The organism is Gibbsiella quercinecans, from assembly GCF_002291425.1.
GTDB lineage: Bacteria > Pseudomonadota > Gammaproteobacteria > Enterobacterales > Enterobacteriaceae > Gibbsiella > Gibbsiella quercinecans.
In genome coordinates this window covers 1532158-1551583 of record NZ_CP014136.1, presented here as the reverse complement: position 1 = coordinate 1551583, position 19426 = coordinate 1532158, and the positions used below count along the sequence as shown (strand labels likewise).

At 60.1% G+C, this 19426-nt stretch carries 20 protein-coding genes; 15 read left to right on the top strand and 5 right to left on the bottom strand.

Translation table 11 applies throughout. The features are described from left to right. The first annotated feature begins 2 nt into the window (after positions 1-2). The 5 genes from ACN28Q_RS07200 to ACN28Q_RS07180 all read left to right on the top strand — a co-directional run bounded on the left by ACN28Q_RS07200 (position 3) and on the right by ACN28Q_RS07180 (position 5180). Positions 3-830 carry an ABC transporter substrate-binding protein gene (locus ACN28Q_RS07200; protein ID WP_095845722.1) on the top strand — a complete coding sequence of 276 codons (828 nt, stop codon included), beginning with the start codon at positions 3-5 and terminating at the stop codon, positions 828-830. Positions 831-893: 63 nt separating this feature from the next. Beyond that, positions 894-1742, top strand: a complete 849-nt coding sequence (locus ACN28Q_RS07195; RefSeq protein ID WP_095845721.1) for a polysaccharide deacetylase family protein — start codon at positions 894-896, stop codon at positions 1740-1742. Then, positions 1732-2688 (top strand): polysaccharide deacetylase family protein, encoded by a 957-nt coding sequence (locus ACN28Q_RS07190; protein ID WP_095845720.1) that lies wholly within the window; start codon positions 1732-1734, stop codon positions 2686-2688. Before ACN28Q_RS07195 ends, ACN28Q_RS07190 begins: the two co-directional genes overlap by 11 nt. Further along, positions 2681-4084, top strand: coding sequence for an MmgE/PrpD family protein (locus tag ACN28Q_RS07185; protein WP_095845719.1), 1404 nt, complete (start codon positions 2681-2683; stop codon positions 4082-4084). Before ACN28Q_RS07190 ends, ACN28Q_RS07185 begins: the two co-directional genes overlap by 8 nt. A gap of 10 nt (positions 4085-4094) precedes the next feature. Next, the gene (locus ACN28Q_RS07180; RefSeq protein WP_095845718.1) at positions 4095-5180 is read left to right on the top strand and encodes an iron-containing alcohol dehydrogenase family protein; all 1086 of its coding nucleotides are present in this window, start codon (positions 4095-4097) and stop codon (positions 5178-5180) included. Between the two features lie 80 nt (positions 5181-5260). On the opposite strand, the gene ACN28Q_RS07175 is transcribed toward ACN28Q_RS07180, so the two are convergent. Together ACN28Q_RS07175 and ACN28Q_RS07170 are read right to left on the bottom strand one after the other, a co-directional pair. Beyond that, positions 5261-6154, bottom strand: coding sequence for a proline iminopeptidase-family hydrolase (locus tag ACN28Q_RS07175; RefSeq protein WP_095845717.1), 894 nt, complete (start codon positions 6152-6154; stop codon positions 5261-5263). Positions 6155-6234: 80 nt separating this feature from the next. Next, the gene (locus ACN28Q_RS07170) at positions 6235-6990 is read right to left on the bottom strand and encodes a helix-turn-helix transcriptional regulator (RefSeq protein ID WP_413541227.1); all 756 of its coding nucleotides are present in this window, start codon (positions 6988-6990) and stop codon (positions 6235-6237) included. Between the two features lie 317 nt (positions 6991-7307). Here ACN28Q_RS07170 and ACN28Q_RS07165 point away from each other — a divergent pair, with 317 nt between their 5' ends. Genes ACN28Q_RS07165 through ACN28Q_RS07145 form a run of 5 tightly spaced genes read left to right on the top strand, consistent with a single transcriptional unit; the run spans position 7308 to position 12595 of the window. Next, complete coding sequence (locus tag ACN28Q_RS07165; RefSeq protein WP_095845715.1) at positions 7308-8246, top strand: ABC transporter permease; 939 nt, start codon at positions 7308-7310, stop codon at positions 8244-8246. Further along, positions 8243-9088, top strand: a complete 846-nt coding sequence (locus ACN28Q_RS07160) for an ABC transporter permease (protein ID WP_095845714.1) — start codon at positions 8243-8245, stop codon at positions 9086-9088. Before ACN28Q_RS07165 ends, ACN28Q_RS07160 begins: the two co-directional genes overlap by 4 nt. Continuing rightward, a complete protein-coding gene (locus ACN28Q_RS07155; protein WP_095845713.1) occupies positions 9085-10071 on the top strand; it encodes an ABC transporter ATP-binding protein in 987 nt (328 codons plus the stop codon). Before ACN28Q_RS07160 ends, ACN28Q_RS07155 begins: the two co-directional genes overlap by 4 nt. Further along, a complete protein-coding gene (locus ACN28Q_RS07150; RefSeq protein WP_095845712.1) occupies positions 10065-11069 on the top strand; it encodes an ABC transporter ATP-binding protein in 1005 nt (334 codons plus the stop codon). Before ACN28Q_RS07155 ends, ACN28Q_RS07150 begins: the two co-directional genes overlap by 7 nt. An 11-nt stretch (positions 11070-11080) precedes the next feature. Beyond that, positions 11081-12595 (top strand): ABC transporter substrate-binding protein, encoded by a 1515-nt coding sequence (locus ACN28Q_RS07145; protein WP_095845711.1) that lies wholly within the window; start codon positions 11081-11083, stop codon positions 12593-12595. A gap of 33 nt (positions 12596-12628) precedes the next feature. Here the strand turns inward: ACN28Q_RS07145 and ACN28Q_RS07140 are convergent, their stop codons facing one another. Beyond that, complete coding sequence (locus ACN28Q_RS07140; RefSeq protein WP_095845710.1) at positions 12629-13588, bottom strand: 5-oxoprolinase subunit C family protein; 960 nt, start codon at positions 13586-13588, stop codon at positions 12629-12631. After that, entirely contained in the window at positions 13585-14316 is a 732-nt protein-coding gene (gene pxpB, locus ACN28Q_RS07135; RefSeq protein ID WP_095845709.1) for a 5-oxoprolinase subunit PxpB, read from the bottom strand. Before pxpB ends, ACN28Q_RS07140 begins: the two co-directional genes overlap by 4 nt. A 150-nt stretch (positions 14317-14466) precedes the next feature. On the opposite strand from pxpB, the gene ACN28Q_RS07130 reads away from it, so the two are divergent. After that, positions 14467-15246, top strand: coding sequence for a LamB/YcsF family protein (locus ACN28Q_RS07130; RefSeq protein WP_095845708.1), 780 nt, complete (start codon positions 14467-14469; stop codon positions 15244-15246). A gap of 29 nt (positions 15247-15275) precedes the next feature. Here ACN28Q_RS07130 and ACN28Q_RS07125 read toward each other — a convergent pair whose 3' ends face one another. Then, positions 15276-16241, bottom strand: coding sequence for a hydroxyacid dehydrogenase (locus ACN28Q_RS07125; protein ID WP_095845707.1), 966 nt, complete (start codon positions 16239-16241; stop codon positions 15276-15278). 108 nt (positions 16242-16349) lie between these two features. On the opposite strand from ACN28Q_RS07125, the gene ACN28Q_RS07120 reads away from it, so the two are divergent. The 4 genes from ACN28Q_RS07120 to ACN28Q_RS07105 are packed head-to-tail and all read left to right on the top strand — an operon-like array spanning position 16350 to position 19415. Beyond that, positions 16350-16997, top strand: a complete 648-nt coding sequence (locus ACN28Q_RS07120) for a DUF1989 domain-containing protein (RefSeq protein ID WP_095845706.1) — start codon at positions 16350-16352, stop codon at positions 16995-16997. Further along, on the top strand, positions 16994-17800 hold the full coding sequence (locus ACN28Q_RS07115) for an amino acid ABC transporter ATP-binding protein (protein WP_095845705.1): 807 nt from the start codon (positions 16994-16996) through the stop codon (positions 17798-17800). The genes ACN28Q_RS07120 and ACN28Q_RS07115 overlap by 4 nt, the downstream gene beginning before the upstream one ends. After that, a complete protein-coding gene (locus ACN28Q_RS07110; RefSeq protein WP_095845704.1) occupies positions 17797-18453 on the top strand; it encodes an amino acid ABC transporter permease in 657 nt (218 codons plus the stop codon). Before ACN28Q_RS07115 ends, ACN28Q_RS07110 begins: the two co-directional genes overlap by 4 nt. A 14-nt stretch (positions 18454-18467) precedes the next feature. Beyond that, complete coding sequence (locus tag ACN28Q_RS07105) at positions 18468-19415, top strand: agmatinase (protein ID WP_095845703.1); 948 nt, start codon at positions 18468-18470, stop codon at positions 19413-19415. Positions 19416-19426 lie beyond the last annotated feature (11 nt).

The window sequence follows — 19426 nt, the reverse complement described above, 5'->3', positions numbered from 1 at the left end:
CGATGAAAAAAACGCTGTTGTCCGTATTCACCGCTGGCGTTGTGCTCAGCACATTGGCTGGTGTCCAGACGGTTTGCGCCGCGGAGCTAACGCAGAAAGATGAAATCAAAGTTGCCATGATGCCTAACTACCCGCCGCTGGAATTTAAAGATCCGGCGACCGGCCAGCTCACCGGCATGGATTACGATCTCGGCATGGAAATTGGTAAACGCCTGAACCGTAAAATCAGCTGGCATGAAATCGGCTTTGAACAGATGGTCAACGCAGTGGCCACCAAACGCATTGATATGATCCTCTCCGGCATGACCGACACCAAAGCCCGGCAGTCAGTCGTCACGTTTGTCGATTACTACCACAGCGGCCCGCAGTTCTATACCACCGTTGCCCATAAAGAGATTAACCAAATGCTGGATTTATGTGGCAAGAAAGTCGGTACCAGCCGGCGCACCACCTTTCCGGCTGAAATTACCACCTGGAGTAAGGCCCATTGTGAAGCCGCCGGCAAACCGGCCATCGTGGTGGTAGGGGCTGAAGGGACGGCCGATGCGCGCACGCAGCTGCGCCAGGGCCGTATTGACGGCGTGGTGCAGGGCAGTGAAACCCTGCCTTACATCATGAACCTGGAGAAAGATACCTATAAACCACTGGGTAAGGCATTCGCGTATCAGGTGACGGGCATCGGTATCGGCAAAGACGACACGGCGTTAATTGACGGCGTGAAAGGCGCGCTGACCGCGATGATTGCCGATGGCACCTATCTCCAGATCCTGACCAAATGGGGCATGCAGGACGGTGCGGTGAGTGACGTCACCATCAACAGCGGCAAATAACCGCAAACCGAGGTTGCCGCATAAGCCGCCCGGCTGTGCGGCCCACACAACGGGAAACTCATCATGTCTGCAATATCAACCCTCTGGCCAGAGGGGAAAATGGGCTGCATGGCGTTGGCGTTTGATCTTGATGGCCCTACCGGCGACGCGATGCTCAATGGCAGCATCTGGCAAAAAGCGGACTATTTCACTTTCGGCGGCTACGGCCCGTTCCGGGCATTGGGGCGTATTCTGGATTTGCTGCGCGCCTATCAGTTGCCCGCCACCTTTTTTGTGCCGGCCTGGATAGTGGAAAACTGGCCGCAGGAATGCCGGGCGATTGTCGAACAAGGGCATGAAGTGGCCTATCACGGCTACCGGCATGAATCTTTTTACGCATTGAGCGCCAGCGAGCAGCGCTGGGTGATGGAAAAGTCACGGGATATTTTTTGGCAGGTGCTGGGCATTCATGCCGAAGGTTTTCGCACCCCTTCAGGCGATTGGCACCCGGATACGCCAGCCATGTTATTGGCGGCCGGGGTAACTTATTCCAGCAGTATGCGCGGCGACGATCGGCCTTATCTGATCGGCGTCGCCGGGCAGGAACGGCAACTGGTGGAAATCCCCGGCCGTTGGGAGATGGATGATTATGCCTCGTTGGCCTATACCCGCGAGCCCCACTTTCCCTCCGGGCTGGATCGCACGGCCAGCTATGCATTAACGCTGGATAACTGGTGCCGTGAGTTTGACGGCGCCATGAATGAAGGGTTAAGCCTGACGACCCTGTTTCATCCAAAAATTTCCGGCAAGCCGGGCCGCATTATGTTGCTCGACCAATTTTTTGATCACCTGCGCGCGCGGGACGACGTGTGGTTTGCCCATTGCAGAGACGTGGCGCGCTGGTGGCTGCAGGAGCATGGCGATGCATATTGAACATCCCCTATCGGAAAGCCACTGGCCGCAGGGCAAGCGCTGTGCGGTGGTGGTCACCATTGATTTCAATGATATCCACGGCATTCTTAGCCAGGTTCCGGCGGTGGCCGGGCGTGAAAAAACCTTGTCGGTATGGCGCTACGGTACGCTGCGCGGCATCGATCGTCTGTTGGCCTTGCTGGCGGAGAAAAACATCACGGCCAGTTGGTGCCTGCCGGGCATTGTCGCCCATGAGCATCCTGAACGCGTTCGCCAGATCCACCAGGCTGGGCATGAACTGGCCAGCTGTGGCTACCAATTTGAGCGTTTTGATGAACTGACGCTGAATGAGCAAATTCACAGTGTCGTGCGCGGCGGGGAAACGATCGGTGAGATAACCGGCGTAATGCCCCAAGGGTTCCGCCTGCCCGCCGGCAACTGGGCCCCAGGCCTGCCGGATGCCTTGCTTGCCAATGGCGTGCGTTGGACTTCTGGCTGGCGCGGTGACGATCTCCCGTATTTTCACACGGTTACCACCGCCGATAAGCCTGAACGGCTGGTGGAACTGCCGTTGCACTACGAGCTTGAAGACGAGCCCTATTTCGCTTTTAACCTTAGCCCTGCCGTACCACCGGCCCAGTCGCGCATCGCCTCTTATAGCCAGACACTGGGCAATATGAAAATGGATTTTGACGGCTTCTATCGCTTTGGCTTGTGCTATGTGTTGCGTCTGCATCCTGAAATTATCGGTACCGCTGGGCGTATCGGCGTGCTGGCGGCGTTGCTGGATTACATCGCCTTGCGGCCTGACGTGTGGATCACCACTGCCGGAGAAGTAGCTGACTGGTGGCGGCAAAGCCAGCCGGATAATAGCCCTTCACACCCGGCGGAAGTCTGGCGGCGACATACTGGCCCAGGGGGTGATGCCATGCACGCCGCCAACCATAAGGAGGCGCCACATGCCTGATGTTTCCCTGTGCAGTGAACAGCCCCCCCTTGCCAATCTGCAGCAAACGCTGGTGGATTTTATTTTCGGCGTGCAATACGGCGATTTACCTCCAGTGCTGGTCGCACGCTGTAAACGGCATATTCTCGATACGCTCGGCGCGGCGCTGGCCGGGGCAACCAGCGACGTTGCGCAGGATATGGCCCGGATTATCGCCAGCGAAGGCGCGGCACCCACCGCGTTGGTTTGGGGAACCGGGAACGCCACCTCGCCGCGTAATGCGGCCCTGCTTAACGGTGTCGCTGCTCATGCGCTGGAGCTGGACGATACCGGCGGTTGCGATCACTCGGGGGCGGTCGTGATCCCGGCGCTGTTGGCTGTATTACCCTTGTGTGAACAACCGGTTAGCGGTAAACAGTTTATTCTGGCGACGGTGATTGGCTACGATATCGCGCGGCGGGTACTGGAAGCCTGCGGCGGCTACGCGGCGCATAACGGTGCGGGCTGGCATTCTACCGCCACCTGCGGGGTGTTCGGCGCTGCTGCTGCGGCGGCCCGGTTGCTGGGGCTGGATAAGCAGCAGATCAGCTCGGCCCTGGGGATTGCCGGCAGTTTCAGCGGCGGCCTATGGGGGTTCATCCATGACGGTGCGCAAAGCAAAAAATTGCATGCCGGGCGCGCCGCTGAAGGCGGTGTCCTGGCCGTGCTCAGTGCCAGGCAGGGGATCTCCGGGCCAGGTGCCTTATTTAACGATGGCTGGGGCTGTTTTTTTTCCACGCTGGCGGCGAAGAGTGCCGTGCCTTCTGCATTGACCGATGGATTGGGCCAGGTATGGAAACTGTTGCGTTGTTCGATTAAACCCTATGCCTCCTGCCGTGGCACACATGCGGCGATCGATGCCGCAGGGCTGCTGTTTGAGCAATTGCAGGTCGATCTCGACCAGATTGAAAAAATAGAAGTTCGTCTTTGCCCGTTCCTCAATGACATGTGCGGCAATACGCATATCCAGACGCTGGCGGCGGCGCAAATGAGCCTGCCATATGCGGTAGCGGCGCGTTTGCTGCTGGGGCATGCCGGGCTGGATGCCTTTGAGGAGGCGAACCGGCGGGATCCTGCGCTGCTGGCCGTCATGAACCGGATAACATTGCGGGTGGATCCTGCACTGTCCAGCGACGGTGAGCCGGTGGTCACCTTGCAGACCCGCCATGGAGCCCGCGTGTCGCGGTGCGTGGAGGTGGCGTGGGGTAACCCGGCTAACCCGATCGGCGATCGCGAACTTTGCGACAAGTTCTTGTCGTTGGCATCCAGGCCGTTACCGCTGCAACAGGCCCAGGCGTTATGGGCGTGTGGTATGGACATGGAAAATAACGCGGATATCAGCGCATGGGTCAGCTTGCTGAACCGTGCTCGTGACTGAAGAGGATGACATGCAAACACAAGCTATTATTTTCCCGGCCCACATTCTGCGCGGGGCGGGCACATTGTTAAGTTTGGGCGAAATCTGCGGCAATCTTGGGCAGCGCGCGTTGTTGATCGGCGGCCATCAGGCCCTGGCGGCCGTTGAGGCGAGGGTGCGGCAACAATTGTCCGTGGGGCCGACCACGCTGGTGGATACGCAGTGGTTTGGCGGCGAGTGTAGCCAAACGCATATAGACCGGTTGGCACAGCAGGTGGCGGAACTGCATATCGATCTGATTATTGGGGCGGGCGGCGGCAAGGCGCTGGATGCCTGCAAAGCGGTGGGGGTGGCCTGCCACGTGCCGGTGGTGACCATCCCGACGATCGCCGCCACTTGCGCGGCGGTGACGCCGTTGACGATTCGTTATTATGACGATGGCCACTTCCGCGATCTTTACCCTCTGCCGCAGGCGCCGGCGGCGGTCATTATCGACAGCGATCTGCTGGCGCGCGCGCCGTTGCGTTGGCTGGCGGCAGGCCTTGGTGACACCCTGGCAAAATGGTACGAGTTTCGCGCCATCAGCGCGCAAACCTCCCAGTTGGTTGGCGTTACCCGTTCGTCACAGGCCAATAGCCTGATTTGCTATGATTTGATCGCCGCTTATGGGCAGGCATCCTGCCAGGCGGTTCGCGACGGCAAAGCCAACCCGGAACTGGAGCAGGTTCTGGATGCCATTTTTATGTTCGCAGGCCTGACATCGTTGATGAGTCACGGTGCCCATGCGGCGGCTTCTCATGCCATCTATGAAGGTTTCACCGTTTGTGAGAAAACCCGCGAATTTGGCCACGGGCTACTGGTTGGGTTTGGTAATTTATGCCTGCTGGCGCTGGAAGAACGTTCGGATGCCGAATTGCTGGCGGCGATATCGCTAGCCAAAGCCTGTGCGCTGCCGTTGCGTTTAGCAGAGATCGCCGATTTGACCGCCGCTGAACTGGCCGCCATTGTCCAGGCTGCGCTACAGGCACCGGATATGGCCAATATGCCCAAACCGGTCAGCGAACAGGCGTTGTATCAGGCTATCCGGCGCGTGGAAATGTTAGCCGATACCCTGTAAATACCGTGGCCGGCGCGGTGTCTTATCCCGCTGCCGGCCATTGGTTATCTTGCCTGCTCGTTTAACGTGCGCGCGCTTTCCTAACAATGGCGTGCCAGAAACGCGCTAACGGTTTGCATACAGGCCTGCCGCTCTTCGACGTGCGGCATATGGCTGGAAGCTTCAAAGATCACCCATTGGTTATCGGGAATCAGATCGGCGTAGGGTTGCACCACCTCCGGCGCGGCTTCATCAAAGCGGCCGGAAATCAACAACACCGGTACGGCGATCGCCGGCAGGCGATCGATAATGCTCCAGTCTTTCATGGAGCCGATCACATGGAATTCCGTCGGGCCGTTCATCGCATGATACACGGTGGGATCGGCATCCATCGCAGCAAAGGTACGTGTGACTTCAGGCGGCCACGGATCGAGCCGGCAAACATGGCGCTGATAAAAAACCTGGCTGGCGGCGCGGTAGGCTTCGCTGGCCAAGGTGCCGGCGGCTTCGTGCGTGAGCAGGCACTGTTGCACCTCCGGCGGCAACGCGGCCCGCAGGCGCGCCGCCGCCTGCAGCCACAGCGCCATGGATGCCGGGGAGTTAGCTATTACCGCCGCCTTCAGGCCCGCGGGCCGCGTCACCGCATGCTCGGCCGTCAGCATGCCGCCCCAGGATTGCCCGAGCAACGCATAGTTATCAGCAATGCCCAAATGGTGCAGCAGGTTGTTCAATTCATCAAGAAACAGCGCCACCTGCCAAAAGCTGGCGGGTTTGCCCGGCAAGTGGGTCGAACGGCCGTTGCCTAACTGATCGTAGTGGATGACGGCGCGGCCGCTGGCGGCGATATCCCGGAAGGCATCGACATAGTCATGGGTGCAGCCGGGGCCGCCGTGGGCCACCACCAGCGGCGCCAGGCCGCTGTGCAAATCGCCGCAGATACGATACCAGGTCTGGTAATCCCGGAATGGAGCATAGCCTTCGCGGATGCTGGACATAACGTTTTCCCTGTGCGTGGAGATGGCGACAAGGTAAAACAGCGCAGCCCGATCGAACAGCTAGCAAAATAGATAGATTTTCAGCTATCGAGCAGCCGATAGTGCATAGCGCGCACCACCGCCTGAACCCGGTTACTGGCGCCCAGCTTATGGGCAGCAGTATTCAGATGCAGGCAGACGGTGGCCACCGAACGGTGCAGCTTGCGGGCGATCTCCTTGGCCGTCAGGCCTTCTGCCGCCCAGGAGAGGCATTCGCGCTCACGTTTGCTCAGGCGCACGTATTGGCAGGTGAGCAACTCTTTATCAAACAGCGGGAACACCGATTCCTGGAACGCATGGGCAATAAAGCTCAACTCGGCCAACGTTTCATTCAGCGCCTGTTCCTGTTGGGCGCCGCTGGTAATGCCGGTGATAGTGACAAAACCGCCGTGCGGCAGATGCAGCGGCACCGTGGCGCCGCAGGGCATCTGGTTGTCGCGCATATAGTCCTGCACCGGCTGGTGCTGTTTCTCCAGCACAATCTGGAGCGCGGTTTGCTCCGGGTGTTGATAAGACCAGACAAACGGCGCGCAGGTTTTCAGCGCATAAACCTGCACCGGATCGGCCTGGTAATACCCCTGTTCACACCACAGCGCGCGCATATCGTCAGGCACATTGTGCATGTGTAGCAATGCCGGCGTGATCAGATCGCCCTCCAGAGAGCGCGGCACCGGCGTAAAGTCATAAATCATCGCGTCAAACCCCAACCGCAACGTCTGCTGATACAGCCCGGCAAAGGCCTGGGCCAGCGTATCGCCGTGGGCGGTGGGGGATGGGGTAATTTTGATGCTCATCATAACTCTCCAAAAAACGCATCGTCTGCCACGTTTTGGGAACGGATCGTGCAAACGTGTTCCCCTGACCCATGCAATTCAGGTGCCACGTGGCAACGGCATGGGGCCTGAAAACTAGCATTTTTACTAACTACCCGCTGCGGCGTTACGCGGGTAGCGTAAGAATAGGTCCGGTGCCGCCGTGGGCGGCCGTTATCAGCAGGGGGAATGATGTGGCATGAGATCCAGCCTGATAAACCACAGGCTATCGCCGATGCTGGCTATTGTGCGGCGTTGCACCATCAGAAAGCACAGCGCCGGCGTGCGGTAAGGGGGTGAGCGTGCACCGTTATCGTTTTCTGCTGTTCCGGCCGTTGCAACTGCTGCCGGTGCTGTTTGGCATCAGCGTGCTGACCTTTGTGATGGTGCGCAGCATCCCCGGCGATCCGGCGCGCATTCTGCTCGGCGTGCGCAGCACCCCGGCCGCACTGGCGCGCGTGCGTGCGCAGTTCGGCCTCGATCAGCCGCTGTGGCTGCAGTATTTTTATTTCCTGCGTAATTTGCTCAACGGTGAGTTGGGGCGCTCGATCGTTTACCGGGTGGATACCCTGAAGCTGATCGTTTCCCGCATGGAACCCACCCTGTGGCTGATCGGCGGCAGCGTGCTGCTGGCGTTGCTGCTGACGGTGCCGTTGGCGGCCACCGCCGCATGGCGGCAGGGGCGCCTGGCCGATCAATTGATCCGCCTGTTCTCCACCGGCGGGTTAGGGTTCCCGGCCTTTTGGCTAGGGATCATGATGATCCTGTTGTTCAGCGTCACCCTTGGCTGGTTCCCGGTTTCCGGCTATGGCGCAGACTGGCTTGAGCAATTGCATCACATGGTGTTGCCGTGCATGACGGTTGCGTTGGCGCTGTCCGCGGTGCTCACGCGCAACCTGCGGGCCAGCTTGATCATGGAAATGCGCAGCGATTACGTTACCGCCGCCCAGGCGCGCGGCCAGCCGTGGGCGCGCATTTTCTGGCGGCACGTGATGCCCAACTCATTGATCCCCACCATCAACCTGCTGGCGGTGAATATCGGCTGGCTGATAGGCAGCACGGTGGTGATCGAAAGCGTCTTTGCCATCCCCGGCATGGGGCAACTGTTGGTCAAGGCGATTTTCAGCCGTGACTACATGGTGGTACAGGGCGTGGTGCTGATCTTTGCGCTGGGCACGGTATTGGTGAACCTGCTGGCCGATCTGATCACCGTGGCGCTGGATCCGAGGGTCAAGCTATGAGCCTGATCCGCGTATTGCCGCGCGTTGCGGGGCATTGGCTGCCACGCCAGCATACGTTGAGCTGCGGCCTGGCGATTATCCTGCTGTGGGGGCTATTGGCGTGTTTGGCCCCGTGGATCGCCCCGTTTGATCCTACGGCGTTGGATCCGGCCGCCAGCCTGCTGCCGCCCAGTATCGCCCACCCGTTCGGCACCGACAACTTTGGCCGGGATATTTTTTCACGCGTGCTGTGGGGCGCGCGGGTGGATCTGCAGATCTGCCTGATCGGGGTGATCTTCCCCTTTATCCTCGGCACCACGTTGGGCGCGTTTTCCGGCTACGCCGGCGGGCTGATCGATACGGTGCTGATGCGGGTTATCGATATCGTTTTGGCCTTCCCATTTTTGGTGCTGATGTTGGCGATCATTGCCATTCTCGGCCCCGGCCTGCTCAGCTTTTACATTGCCATGGCGATGGTGGGGTGGGTGTCGTATGCCCGCCTGGTGCGCTCGCAGGTACTGACGCTGAAACACCAGGATTTCATCCTGGCGGCGCGCAGCCTGGGCTACAGCCACCCACGCATTCTGTTCATGCATCTGTTGCCTAACGCGCTCACCAGCGCGCTGGTGTTTTCCATGTCCGACTGCGTGCTGGTGCTGCTCAACGGTGCGGCAATCAGCTATCTCGGCCTGGGCGTGCAACCGCCCACCGCAGAGTGGGGCGTGATGGTGGCGGAAGGGCAAAGTTTTATCACCACGGCCTGGTGGATCACCACTTTCCCCGGGCTGGCCATTGTGACGCTGGCGATGGGTTTTAGCCTGCTGGCCGATGGCCTGGGCGACAAGTTGGGGGAACGCCGATGACGTTGTTACAGGTTTCACACCTGCGGGTGATCAACCCGCAGGGGATCGCGCTGGTGGACGACGTTTCTTTCCAGGTTGCCGCCGGTGAGATGCTGGGGCTGGTTGGCGAGAGCGGATCGGGCAAGACGGTGACGTGCCGTGCCCTAATGCGCCTGTTGCCCAATGCGCTGAGCATCAGCGGCGGGGAAGTGCGTTTGCACGGGCAGGATCTGTTGGCATTGCATGAACGCCAAATGGCGCCGATCCGCGGGCGCGAGATCGGCATGATCTTCCAAAACCCCTCCAGCCACCTGAATCCGATCATGACCATCGGCGAGCACATAGCGGAAAGCCGCCGCCTGCATATGGGCGCCAGCCGGCGTGAGGCGCGGGCGGATGCCGTGGAACTGCTGCGCCAGGTGGGTATTCCCGATCCGTCGCAGCGGGTGAACAACTATCCCCACGAGTTTTCAGGCGGCATGCGCCAGCGCGCGATGATCGCGGTGGCGTTGGCGCCGGCGCCCAACGTGCTGATCGCCGATGAGCCCACTACGGCGCTGGACGTCACGGTGCAACTGCAGATTTTGCGTTTGTTGGCCGAACTGCGCGATAGCCTGGGCGTGGCGATCGTCATGATTACGCACGATCTTGGCGTGGTGGCGCAAACCTGCGATCGCATCGCGGTGATGTACGGCGGGCGCCTGTGCGAAATCGGCGGCAAGCGCCAGGTGCTTGCGGGGGCGCTGCATCCTTACACCCAGGGGCTGATTGACTGCCAGCCGTCCAGCGAAGGGGGCCACGGCCGGCTGCTGACCATCGACGGCCAGCCGCCGGTGGCCGAGCGTTTCCCCACCGGGTGCCGGTTTCATCCGCGCTGTCGCCATGCAACGCCGGGCTGTGGGGAACGGCAACCGCCGATGCGCCCAGCACTGAGCGGCGGCGGCCACCTGGCGGCTTGCCACCACCCATTGGGACGATTGCATATACCGGAGGAAGCATGTTGAACGCGAACTGGCCATTGTTGGAGATAGACGCGCTGTCGGTGAGTTTCCCAATCGCCGGCGGCCTTGGTGTGAAAACGCGCCGGCTGCATGCGGTGAGCGAAGTGAGCCTGCAACTGCGGGCCGGTGAAACGCTGGGCCTGGTGGGGGAATCCGGCAGCGGAAAAAGCACGCTTGGGCGCGCTATTTTGCAGTTGGAGCCGGCCAGCGCCGGCCGCGTACATTTCGACGGCCACGTGATCAGCGGCGGTTTGCGCAGCGATATCGCGCGCCTGCGCCAGCAAACGGCAATGATTTTTCAGGATCCCTTCGCCTCGCTCAATCCCCGGCAAACCATTGGCGAAAGCCTGGCCGAGGTGCTGCGCGTGCACCGTAAAGCGGTGAAAAGCGAGATACCCGCGCGGGTTGATCAACTGTTGATCGAGGTGGGGCTGCGGCCGGAGCACGGCAACCGGCGGCCCCATGCCCTGAGCGGCGGCCAGTGCCAGCGGGCGGGGATCGCCCGGGCGCTGGCGATCGAACCGCGGCTGATCGTGGCCGACGAGTGCGTGGCGGCGCTGGATGTGTCTATTCAGGGGCAGATCATCAATCTGCTGATGACGCTGCGCGAGAAAATGGGCCTGGCGATTTTGTTCATCGCGCACGATTTGGCGATTGTCCGCCGGCTGTGCGATCGCGTGGCGGTGATGTACCTGGGCCGCATCGTCGAGCAGGGGCCGGTGGAGGCGGTGTTTCGCCAGCCGCGCCATCCGTACACCGCCGCGCTGATTGCCGCCATTCCCGAGATCGATCCCGATCGCCCCCTGCCGGCCCGGCCGCTGAGCGGGGAACCGCCAAGCCCGATCGCTCGCCCGGCGGGATGCGCTTTCCACCCCCGTTGCCCCTTCGCCCTAGCGGCGTGCCGCAGCGGGGGCGCCCCTGAAACCCGGCATATTGCCGATCATGCCTACGCCTGCGTGCTTAATCGCAACGGTGGCGAAAGTGCGAATTCGTTTGACTGAGGAGTGGTGAAATGAAGCGAAAGCCGTATCAAACCGTAGCCGCCGGGCTGTTGTTGGCGCTGTGCCTGGCAAGTGAGGCGGCGCAGGCCGCCGGTATCCTGAGCATTGGCCGCCGGGATGACAGTACCACCTTTGATCCGATCAAATCTGCGCAAAACTCCGATAACTGGGTGTTTTCCAACGTGTTTGATCCGCTGGTGCGGGTGGATAAGATGGGCACCAAACTGGAGCCGGGGCTGGCGGAAAGCTGGAGCATCTCGGACGACGGCAAGGTATACACCTTCAAGATCCGCGATGCCAAATTCTCTGACGGCAGCCCGGTCACCGCCAGCGACGCGGCCTTTAGCCTGCTGCGCATCCGCGATAACGAGGAGTCGCTATGGCGGGATTCCTACAGCATTATCGCCACGGCGCAGGCGAAGGATCCGCACACGTTGGTGATCACCCTGAAGTCGCCATCGGCGCCGTTCCTGTCGCAGCTGGCGCTGCCCAATGCGTCCGTGATTTCGGAAAAGGCGATGAAGGCCGAGGGGGAGGAAGCGTTTGCGGAAAAACCGCTGGGTTCCGGCGCGTTCAGCGTGATGGAGTGGGTGCGCGGCGAAAGGGTCAGCCTGGTGAAAAACCCGTACTTCTGGCAGGCCGATCGGGTGAGCCTGGATGGCGTCGAGTGGCTGACGCTGCCAGACGACAATACCCGCATGTTGAAAGTGCAGGCCGGCGAGCTGGACGCGGCGTTGAACGTGCCGTTCTCGCGCATTGCTTCGCTGCAGAAGGATGCCAATCTGACGGTGGAACTGAACCCCTCAACCCGGGAAGATCACCTGCTGATCAACCATTCCCATGGCGTGCTGGGTAAAGTGGAAGTGCGCCAGGCGCTGGATTTTGCCATTGATAAAGACGCCATCGTGAAAACCGTCACCTTCGGCTATGGCCAGGTTGCCAACTCCTATATCCCGGCCGGGGCGCTGTATCACTATGCCGATAATCTGCGCCGCCCTTATGATCCGCAAAAAGCGCGCCAGATGTTGGCCGCTGCAGGCGCCAGCGATCTGACGCTGAAATACCTTGTTAACGCCGGCGACGAGGTGGACGAGCAGATCGCGGTTCTGCTCCAGCAGCAGTTGGCGAAGGCGGGCGTGAAGGTGAACCTGCAAAAGGTGGATCCAAGCCAGAGTTGGGACATGCTGATCGCCGGTGACTATGATATTTCCGTGATGTACTGGACCAATGACATTCTCGATCCGGATCAGAAAACCACCTTTACGCTGGGCCACGACGCCAACATGAACTACATGACGCGTTATCATAACGATCAAGTTAAAGCCCTGGTCAGTGCCGCGCGGGTCGAAATGGATGCGAAAAAGCGTGAGCAGATGTATATCGATCTGCAAAAAATGGCCAAGGCCGATGTGAACTGGATCGATCTCTACTACAGCCCTTATCGCAACGTCAGCCGTAAGAATATCAAAGGCTTTTATCAAAACCCGCTTGGGCGTTTCTTCCTGGAAGATACCGTCAAAGAATAACCCCAACCTGTGGCCCCCGGCACCGGGGGCCGTTCAGGCATCGGCCTGGCCGCCGCGCAATTTTTCCAGCCACTGGGCCAGCGCCTGCTGGCGGCCGCACCACAGCGTTTCCGCTTTTTCAACGCTCACCGGTTCAAACTGCAGCCTGTCGCCGGGCTTCAATTGCCCCAGCCGGGCCAAATCAGCACGGATGACAGTGGCGATTTTCGGGTAGCCGCCGGTGGTTTGGCGATCGCTCATCGCCACGATCGGCAGACCGTTGCCGGGGATCTGAATGCTGCCGCGGGCGATGGCGTCAGAGACGATATTGAACCCTTTGCTGTGCGCGATCGGCTGGCCCTGCAAACGGTAGCCCATGCGATCGCTCTGATTGGACAGGGTGTAGCGTTGCTCAATAAAGCCTGCTTTGGCCGCCGCATCGAAGTGCGTATCCTGCGGCCCCCAGATAATGCGGATCGGCCGCTTTTCCATCTGCGGCATGATGCGCTCTGCCGCACCCTGATACGGGGGCGCCGTGGGGGCGTCAACCAGCGGTAGATGGTCATTTTTTTGCAACGGGCGCCCGGCAAACCCACCCAGGCCGGCCCGCATCAGGGTTGAAACGCTGCCCAGCACCGGCGCCACGGCAAAGCCGCCGGTGACCGCCAGATAGCCCCGGGCGCCGCTGATGACGCGCCCCAGCGCCAGCACGCTGCCCGGTTGCATTTCATGGCACCGATAAGGCGCACACGGGCGGCCGTTGAGCGTGGCCGCCAGGTTGCCGGTCACCGCGAAATGGCATGGGCAATCGCCGGCCAGGCACAGCGTGGGGCCGAGCAGAGTGATTTCCAGCGCGCCGGTGTTGGCCGGGTTGCCGACCAGCGCGTTGGCAACGGCAAAGCTGAGTTCGTCCATCGCACCGGAAGGCGGCACGCCCTGGTCTTCAAAGCCGAAGCGGCCTTCATCTTGCAAGGTGGTAAATAGCCCGGGGGAAAGCACCTCAAAATACATCATGCCTGCCAGCTCCATTCGGGCAGATAGTGGCGCTCTGCCGAGAGTTGTTCGAATTGGCGCTCACTGATGGTAAAAAAGCGGACGTTGTCGCCGGCCTGCAGCAGAAAGGGGGATTCGCGCGTGGGATCAAAGCTACGCACCGGCGTGCGCCCCAGCAGGTGCCAGCCGCTGGGGGCGGCGACGGAACCGACCGCCGTTTGCATGCCGCCGATGCTGATGCTGCCGGCGGGCACCTTCAGGCGCGGCTCCACCCGCCGCGGGGTGTGCAAACGCGCATCCAGCCCGCCAAGATAGGCAAAGCCGGGCATAAAGCCGATCATATAAACGCGGTAGCGGGTTGCGCTGTGGATGGCGATGGTTTCTTGCTCGCTTAGCCCGTGCGTGGCGGCAAGTTCCGGCAAATCGATGCCGTACTGCCCGCCGTAGCACACCGGAATATGCCAGCATTTGCTGGGCGCATCGGCCTCCGCCGTCTCGGCCAGCAACTGCTCAAGCTGCTGGATTAATGCCTGCTGCCGCACCTGGGTGGAGTCGTAATTCACCGTTAGTGAACGGTAGGTGGGGATCAGCGAGGTGATCCCGGCCGGCGCCGCCGCCTTCAGGCGCGCCGCTAACGCGGTGACGCGCCGGTTGATCTGTTCGTCGATCACCTCGCCAAAATCGATGTAAACCGCGTGATCGGCAACCGGGAGTAATTGCCACGCGGGGGCTGCTGCGGGCTGGTCCACGTCATTTTTCCCACATGTCTGAAAGTGATGGTCGTATGAAATACGTTTGGCATACCAATGAGATGCTGTCAATATACAAGATAGAGATTTATTTTCGCGCCGCGCTGTGCAACTGTGATGGGCAATCAAAATAACCAAGGGGAATGCGCCATGTTGATCGATCTCAACTGCGATATGGGGGAAAGTTTCGGGGCCTGGACGATGGGGCAGGATGAAGAGATGTTGCGCATCGTGACCTCGGCCAACATCGCCTGCGGTTTCCACGCCGGGGATCCGGACGTGATGGCGGCAACGCTGGCCGCGGCGCAGCAGCAGGGGGTCAAGGTGGGGGCGCATCCCAGCTTTTTTGATCTGCAGGGCTTTGGCCGCCGCCAGATCCTGGGCGACAGCCCGGCGCAGATCGAACGGCAGATCATCTATCAGATCGGTGCATTGAAAGCGCTGGCGGAAAGCCAGGGGATGCGTTTGCAGCATGTGAAAACCCACGGCGCGCTCGGCAATATGGCGGCGGAAGACGACGCGCTGGCGATGGCGGTGGCCAGGGCGATTTATGCGGTGGACAAGTCCTTGATTATGGTGACCATGCCGGGCCTGTGCACGGAAAAAGCGGCGCTGGAAGTGGGCTTGCCGCTGGTGCGCGAGATCTACGTCGATCGCGCTTATGCCGAAAACGGCAACCTGGTGTCGCGCAAGCTGCCGGGCGCGGTGCTGCACGATGCCAAACAGGCCAGCGAACGGATCCTGCGGATGCTGGAGGATCAGGCGCTGATCACCTTGCAGGGAACGCGCATACCGGTGACGATTGATACCATTTGCGTGCACGGCGACACGCCGGGCGCGGTTGAGATGGCGGCGCAGGTGCGCACACTGTTGGAAAGCAAAGGTGTGGCCTTCGCCCCGATGAGTGAAGTCATTGCCGCCCGTGGCTGATGGCCGCTGAACGCCTGGCGCCGCCGTTCTTACCGGCGCCGGGTTGGCCACACCGCCGGGTTAACCAGAGAATCCGGCTTTTCATCCCGCAACACGCGTAAAATGCCTTCAACCGCCGCGCCTGCCATATTGATTAACGCCTGCTCCGTCGATGCCGCAATGTGCGGCGAAACCACCAGATTGCGGGCGGTCAGCAAGGCGGCGCCGGCAGGCAACGGTTCCTGCTCGAAAACGTCCAGCCTGGCCCCCGCCAGCGCGCCGTTATTGAGTGCGCTGATGAGCGCCGCTTCATCGATCAGCGCGCCGCGGCTGGTGTTGATCAGGTAGGCCGAAGGTTTCATTTGCGCTAACTGCCGCGCACCGATCAGGTGCCGGGTTGCCGGCAGGGAAGGGACATGCAGCGAAACGATGTCGCTTTGGCGCAGCAATCCGGCCAGATCGGCGGCCTTACAGTACCCTGCGGCCCGGATAACCGCATCCTGCTGGCTGCTGTAAACCACGACCTGCATCCCCAGAGCGTTGGCTAACGCCGCCGTGCAGCGGCCGGTGGCGCCCAGCCCGACAATCCCCAGCACCGCATGCTGCAGTTCCCGCAGCCCGCTTTGATATTTGAAGGCCTGATAGGCGCCCTGCCGGACTGCGTTGTCTGCCGCTACCTGCCGTTTTGCCAGGGCGAACATCAGCCCGATGGCATGTTCGGCGACCGAGCGCGTATTCATGCCCGGCGTATTGATCACTACGATGCCTTTCTCTGTTGCCGCCTGCAGATCAATGCCGTCGGTCCCTACGCCGTGGACGGCAATCACTCTAAGATGCGGCAGTTGCGCCATCATGGTGCGTGAAAATTCGCCACTGCGGAAGATTGCCGCGACCACACCCGCCTGCGCCGCCGTATCCAAATCCTCGCTTTGTTCCAAAGGTGACAGATTGGCATTTTTTAACCTGTTGATTCCGAACTGGTGTATCGGCTTGGGTATCCAGCAACTATTTTTCATTGGGCGCGCTCCGCGTTTGGAATACTTTTGGCATTTTCTTTGCTTTTTATACAAGTGCCAATAAAAAACAAACATGATTTTTTACGCATACAGCAATAGGGGGTTCAGATGATGGCCCAACCTTGTTTCACCGGGCAGGATATGATTCTCGCGGCCACAGAAGGCATTGCGGTTGCGCTGGGCAAAGGGCAGGCGCTGGCGATCGAGAATATTCGCGGCAATCAGGTGGTGGATGCCTGGGCAATTAGCCAACGCGATCCTTTCGAGTACGCCTCTATGGAACATACGCGTTCGGTGAACAGCAATCTGTTTCTGCAGCTAGGGATGACGGTGGTCAGCAACTATCGCGCGGCCATGTTTACGCTGGTTCACGACGCCTCGCCCGGCCGGCATGACACGCTGCTGTGCCCCTGCAATGCCGAGATTTATCGGGAGCTGGGCTGCACGCAATACCACCGTAGCTGTACCGATAATTTCCACGCCGCCTTGAATCACCTGGGCATCACGCTGCCGTTTACCCCGGCGTCATTGAACCTGTTTATGAATGTGCCGTTTCAGCCGGACGGTGCGCTCGATCGCGCCCCGCCGCTCGCTAAAGCGGGGGATACCTTGGTGCTAAAGGCCGAGCAGGATATCTGGCTGGTGCTTTCCGCCTGCCCACAAGATATCACGCCGATTAATGGCGCTAGCCGCCGGCCTGCCGATATCGGTTTGCACTTAATCGAGAATATGCCATGTGAAGGAGGAGCCGCATGACGCACATTGAGCCGTCTTTATTACGGATCAAAGAGCTGAATAAGCGCTATGGCGAACTGCATGTGTTGAAGAATGTGGCGTTAAACGTCAACCGCGGCGAGGTGGTTTCGATTATCGGCGCCAGCGGCTCCGGGAAAAGTACGTTTTTGCGCTGTCTGAACGTGCTGGAAATGCCGCAGAGCGGCTTTATGGAATTTGGTGAATTCTCGTTTGATTTCCGTGACGGCGCCAGAGCCCAGCCTTCCACCGAGCAGTTGCAACAACTGCGTACGCAAATTGGCATGGTGTTCCAGAGCTACCATTTATGGCCGCATATGACGGTGCTGGAAAATGTGATTGAAGCGCCGCTGCGGGTGAAAAAAATGTCGCGCAAGGCGGCGGTAGAAGTGGCCGACGCCTTATTGAACCGCGTCGGAATGTATGAAAAGCGCGATCAGTACCCCGGTCGGCTCTCCGGCGGGCAACAGCAGCGGGTGGCGATAGCCCGGGCGCTGGCGATGAAGCCGCGCATGATGCTGTTCGATGAGGCCACCTCGGCGCTCGATCCGGAGCTGGTGGGCGAAGTGCTCACCCTGATCGCCGCCCTGGCGGAAGAGGGCATGACCATGCTGCTGGTGACCCATGAAATCGCCTTTGCCCGGGATGTTTCTTCACGCGTACTGTTTTTTGATCAGGGCGTGGTGGCCGAGGATGGCCCGCCGCAACGGGTACTGGCCGATCCGGAAAGCCCCCGGTTACGGCAATTTCTTAGCCGCATTCTGCATGAGGATATTTCCCCCGCCGCGAGAAGGAATGTGCCATGAATCAATTATTGAGTGATTTCCAGGCCTATGGCGCCGGTTTTTTCTATGCCGCCGTGACGGTGTTGGCCATCACGGTGCTGACGATTCTGCTCAGTTGGGTGTTTGGGCTGGCGGCGGCGCTGGGCAAGCTTTCGCCGGTGGCGCTATTTAGCCGGGCCAGCCGGTTTTACATTTGGTTTGTGCGCGGCACGCCGGCGTTGATCCAGGTGTTTATTGTCTATTTCGGCTTGCCGCAGTTGGGGATCCGGTTTTCGCCGTTCGCCGCCGGCGTAATTGCGCTGGCGCTAAACAGCGGCGCTTATATCGCTGAAATAATCCGTTCAGGGCTAAATGCCATTCCGCGTAGCCAAATGGAATCAGCCTATGCGCTGGGGCTGTCCAAACGTGAAGTGATGCGCCGCATCATCTTGCCGCAGGTGTTTCGCATTATTTTGCCGCCGATGACCAACGAGGCGATTTCCGCGTTGAAAAACACCTCGTTGCTTTCCACCATTACGGTGATCGACATCACCCTGTATGCCCAGACTATTATCTCCGCTACTTTCCGTCCGTTTGAATTCTATATTGCCGCCTCGGTGATTTATTTGCTGTTGACGTCGATGCTGACGGAGTTTGCCGCCTGGCTTGAACGCCGCCAGGAACGTTACAGCTAACCAAGGAGTTTGCCATGAGTTCACAGCCTGCCGATTCGCTGGCCAGCCCACGCTTTTGCGGCCTGCCGACCTTTATGCGTCTGCCGCTGGCTAACGATCCCGGCGATCTTGATGCGGCGATCGTTGGCATACCGTCGGATTCCGGCGCGCCTTTTCGCAGCGGCGCGCGCTTTGCGCCCAATGCCGTGCGCGCCATGTCGGTGATGCTGCGCCCGATCAATCCCTATCGCGGCAATGTCAATATCTTTGAAAAACTGCGCATTGCCGATGTGGGGGATTCGGTGGTGGTGCCCGGTTATGAAATCGAATCGTTGCGGTTGATAGAAGAAACCATTCACCGCATTGCTGCCGCGGGAGCCGTGCCGTGCGCGATCGGCGGCGACCATTCTGTAACCCTGGCGGAGCTGCGGGCGATTGCCAGAGTACATGGCCCGCTGGCGCTGGTGCAGTTCGATTCACACAGCGATACCTGGGATAAATATTTCGCCGATCTGCAATACAGCGCCGGCACGCCGTTCCGCCGAGCGGTGGAAGAAAACATTGTCGATCCGCGCTATTCGATACAGGTGGGCCTGCGCGGCTCCTTGTTTAAAACCAGCGATATCACCCAGTCGCTGGATTTGGGCTATGAGGTGGTCACCACCGATGAGATGTTCGACATTGGGTTGCCGGCGCTGGCCGAACGCATTAGCGCCAGAACGGCGGGGCGGCCGACGTTTATTACCTTCGATATGGACTTTGTTGACCCGGCTTCGGCACCCGCAGTGCAAACCCCGGAATCCGGCGGGCCGAGCACGCGCGAAGCGCTGTTGCTGTTACGCGCGTTAAACAAGATCAACATGGTGGGCTGCGACGTGACGGAAATCAGCCCGCCGTATGACGGGCCGGGGCAAATCACCGCGCTGCTCGGGGCGACCGTCATGCTGGAATTGTTATCACTATTGGCAACCACAATGCCTTGATTTTCCTATTA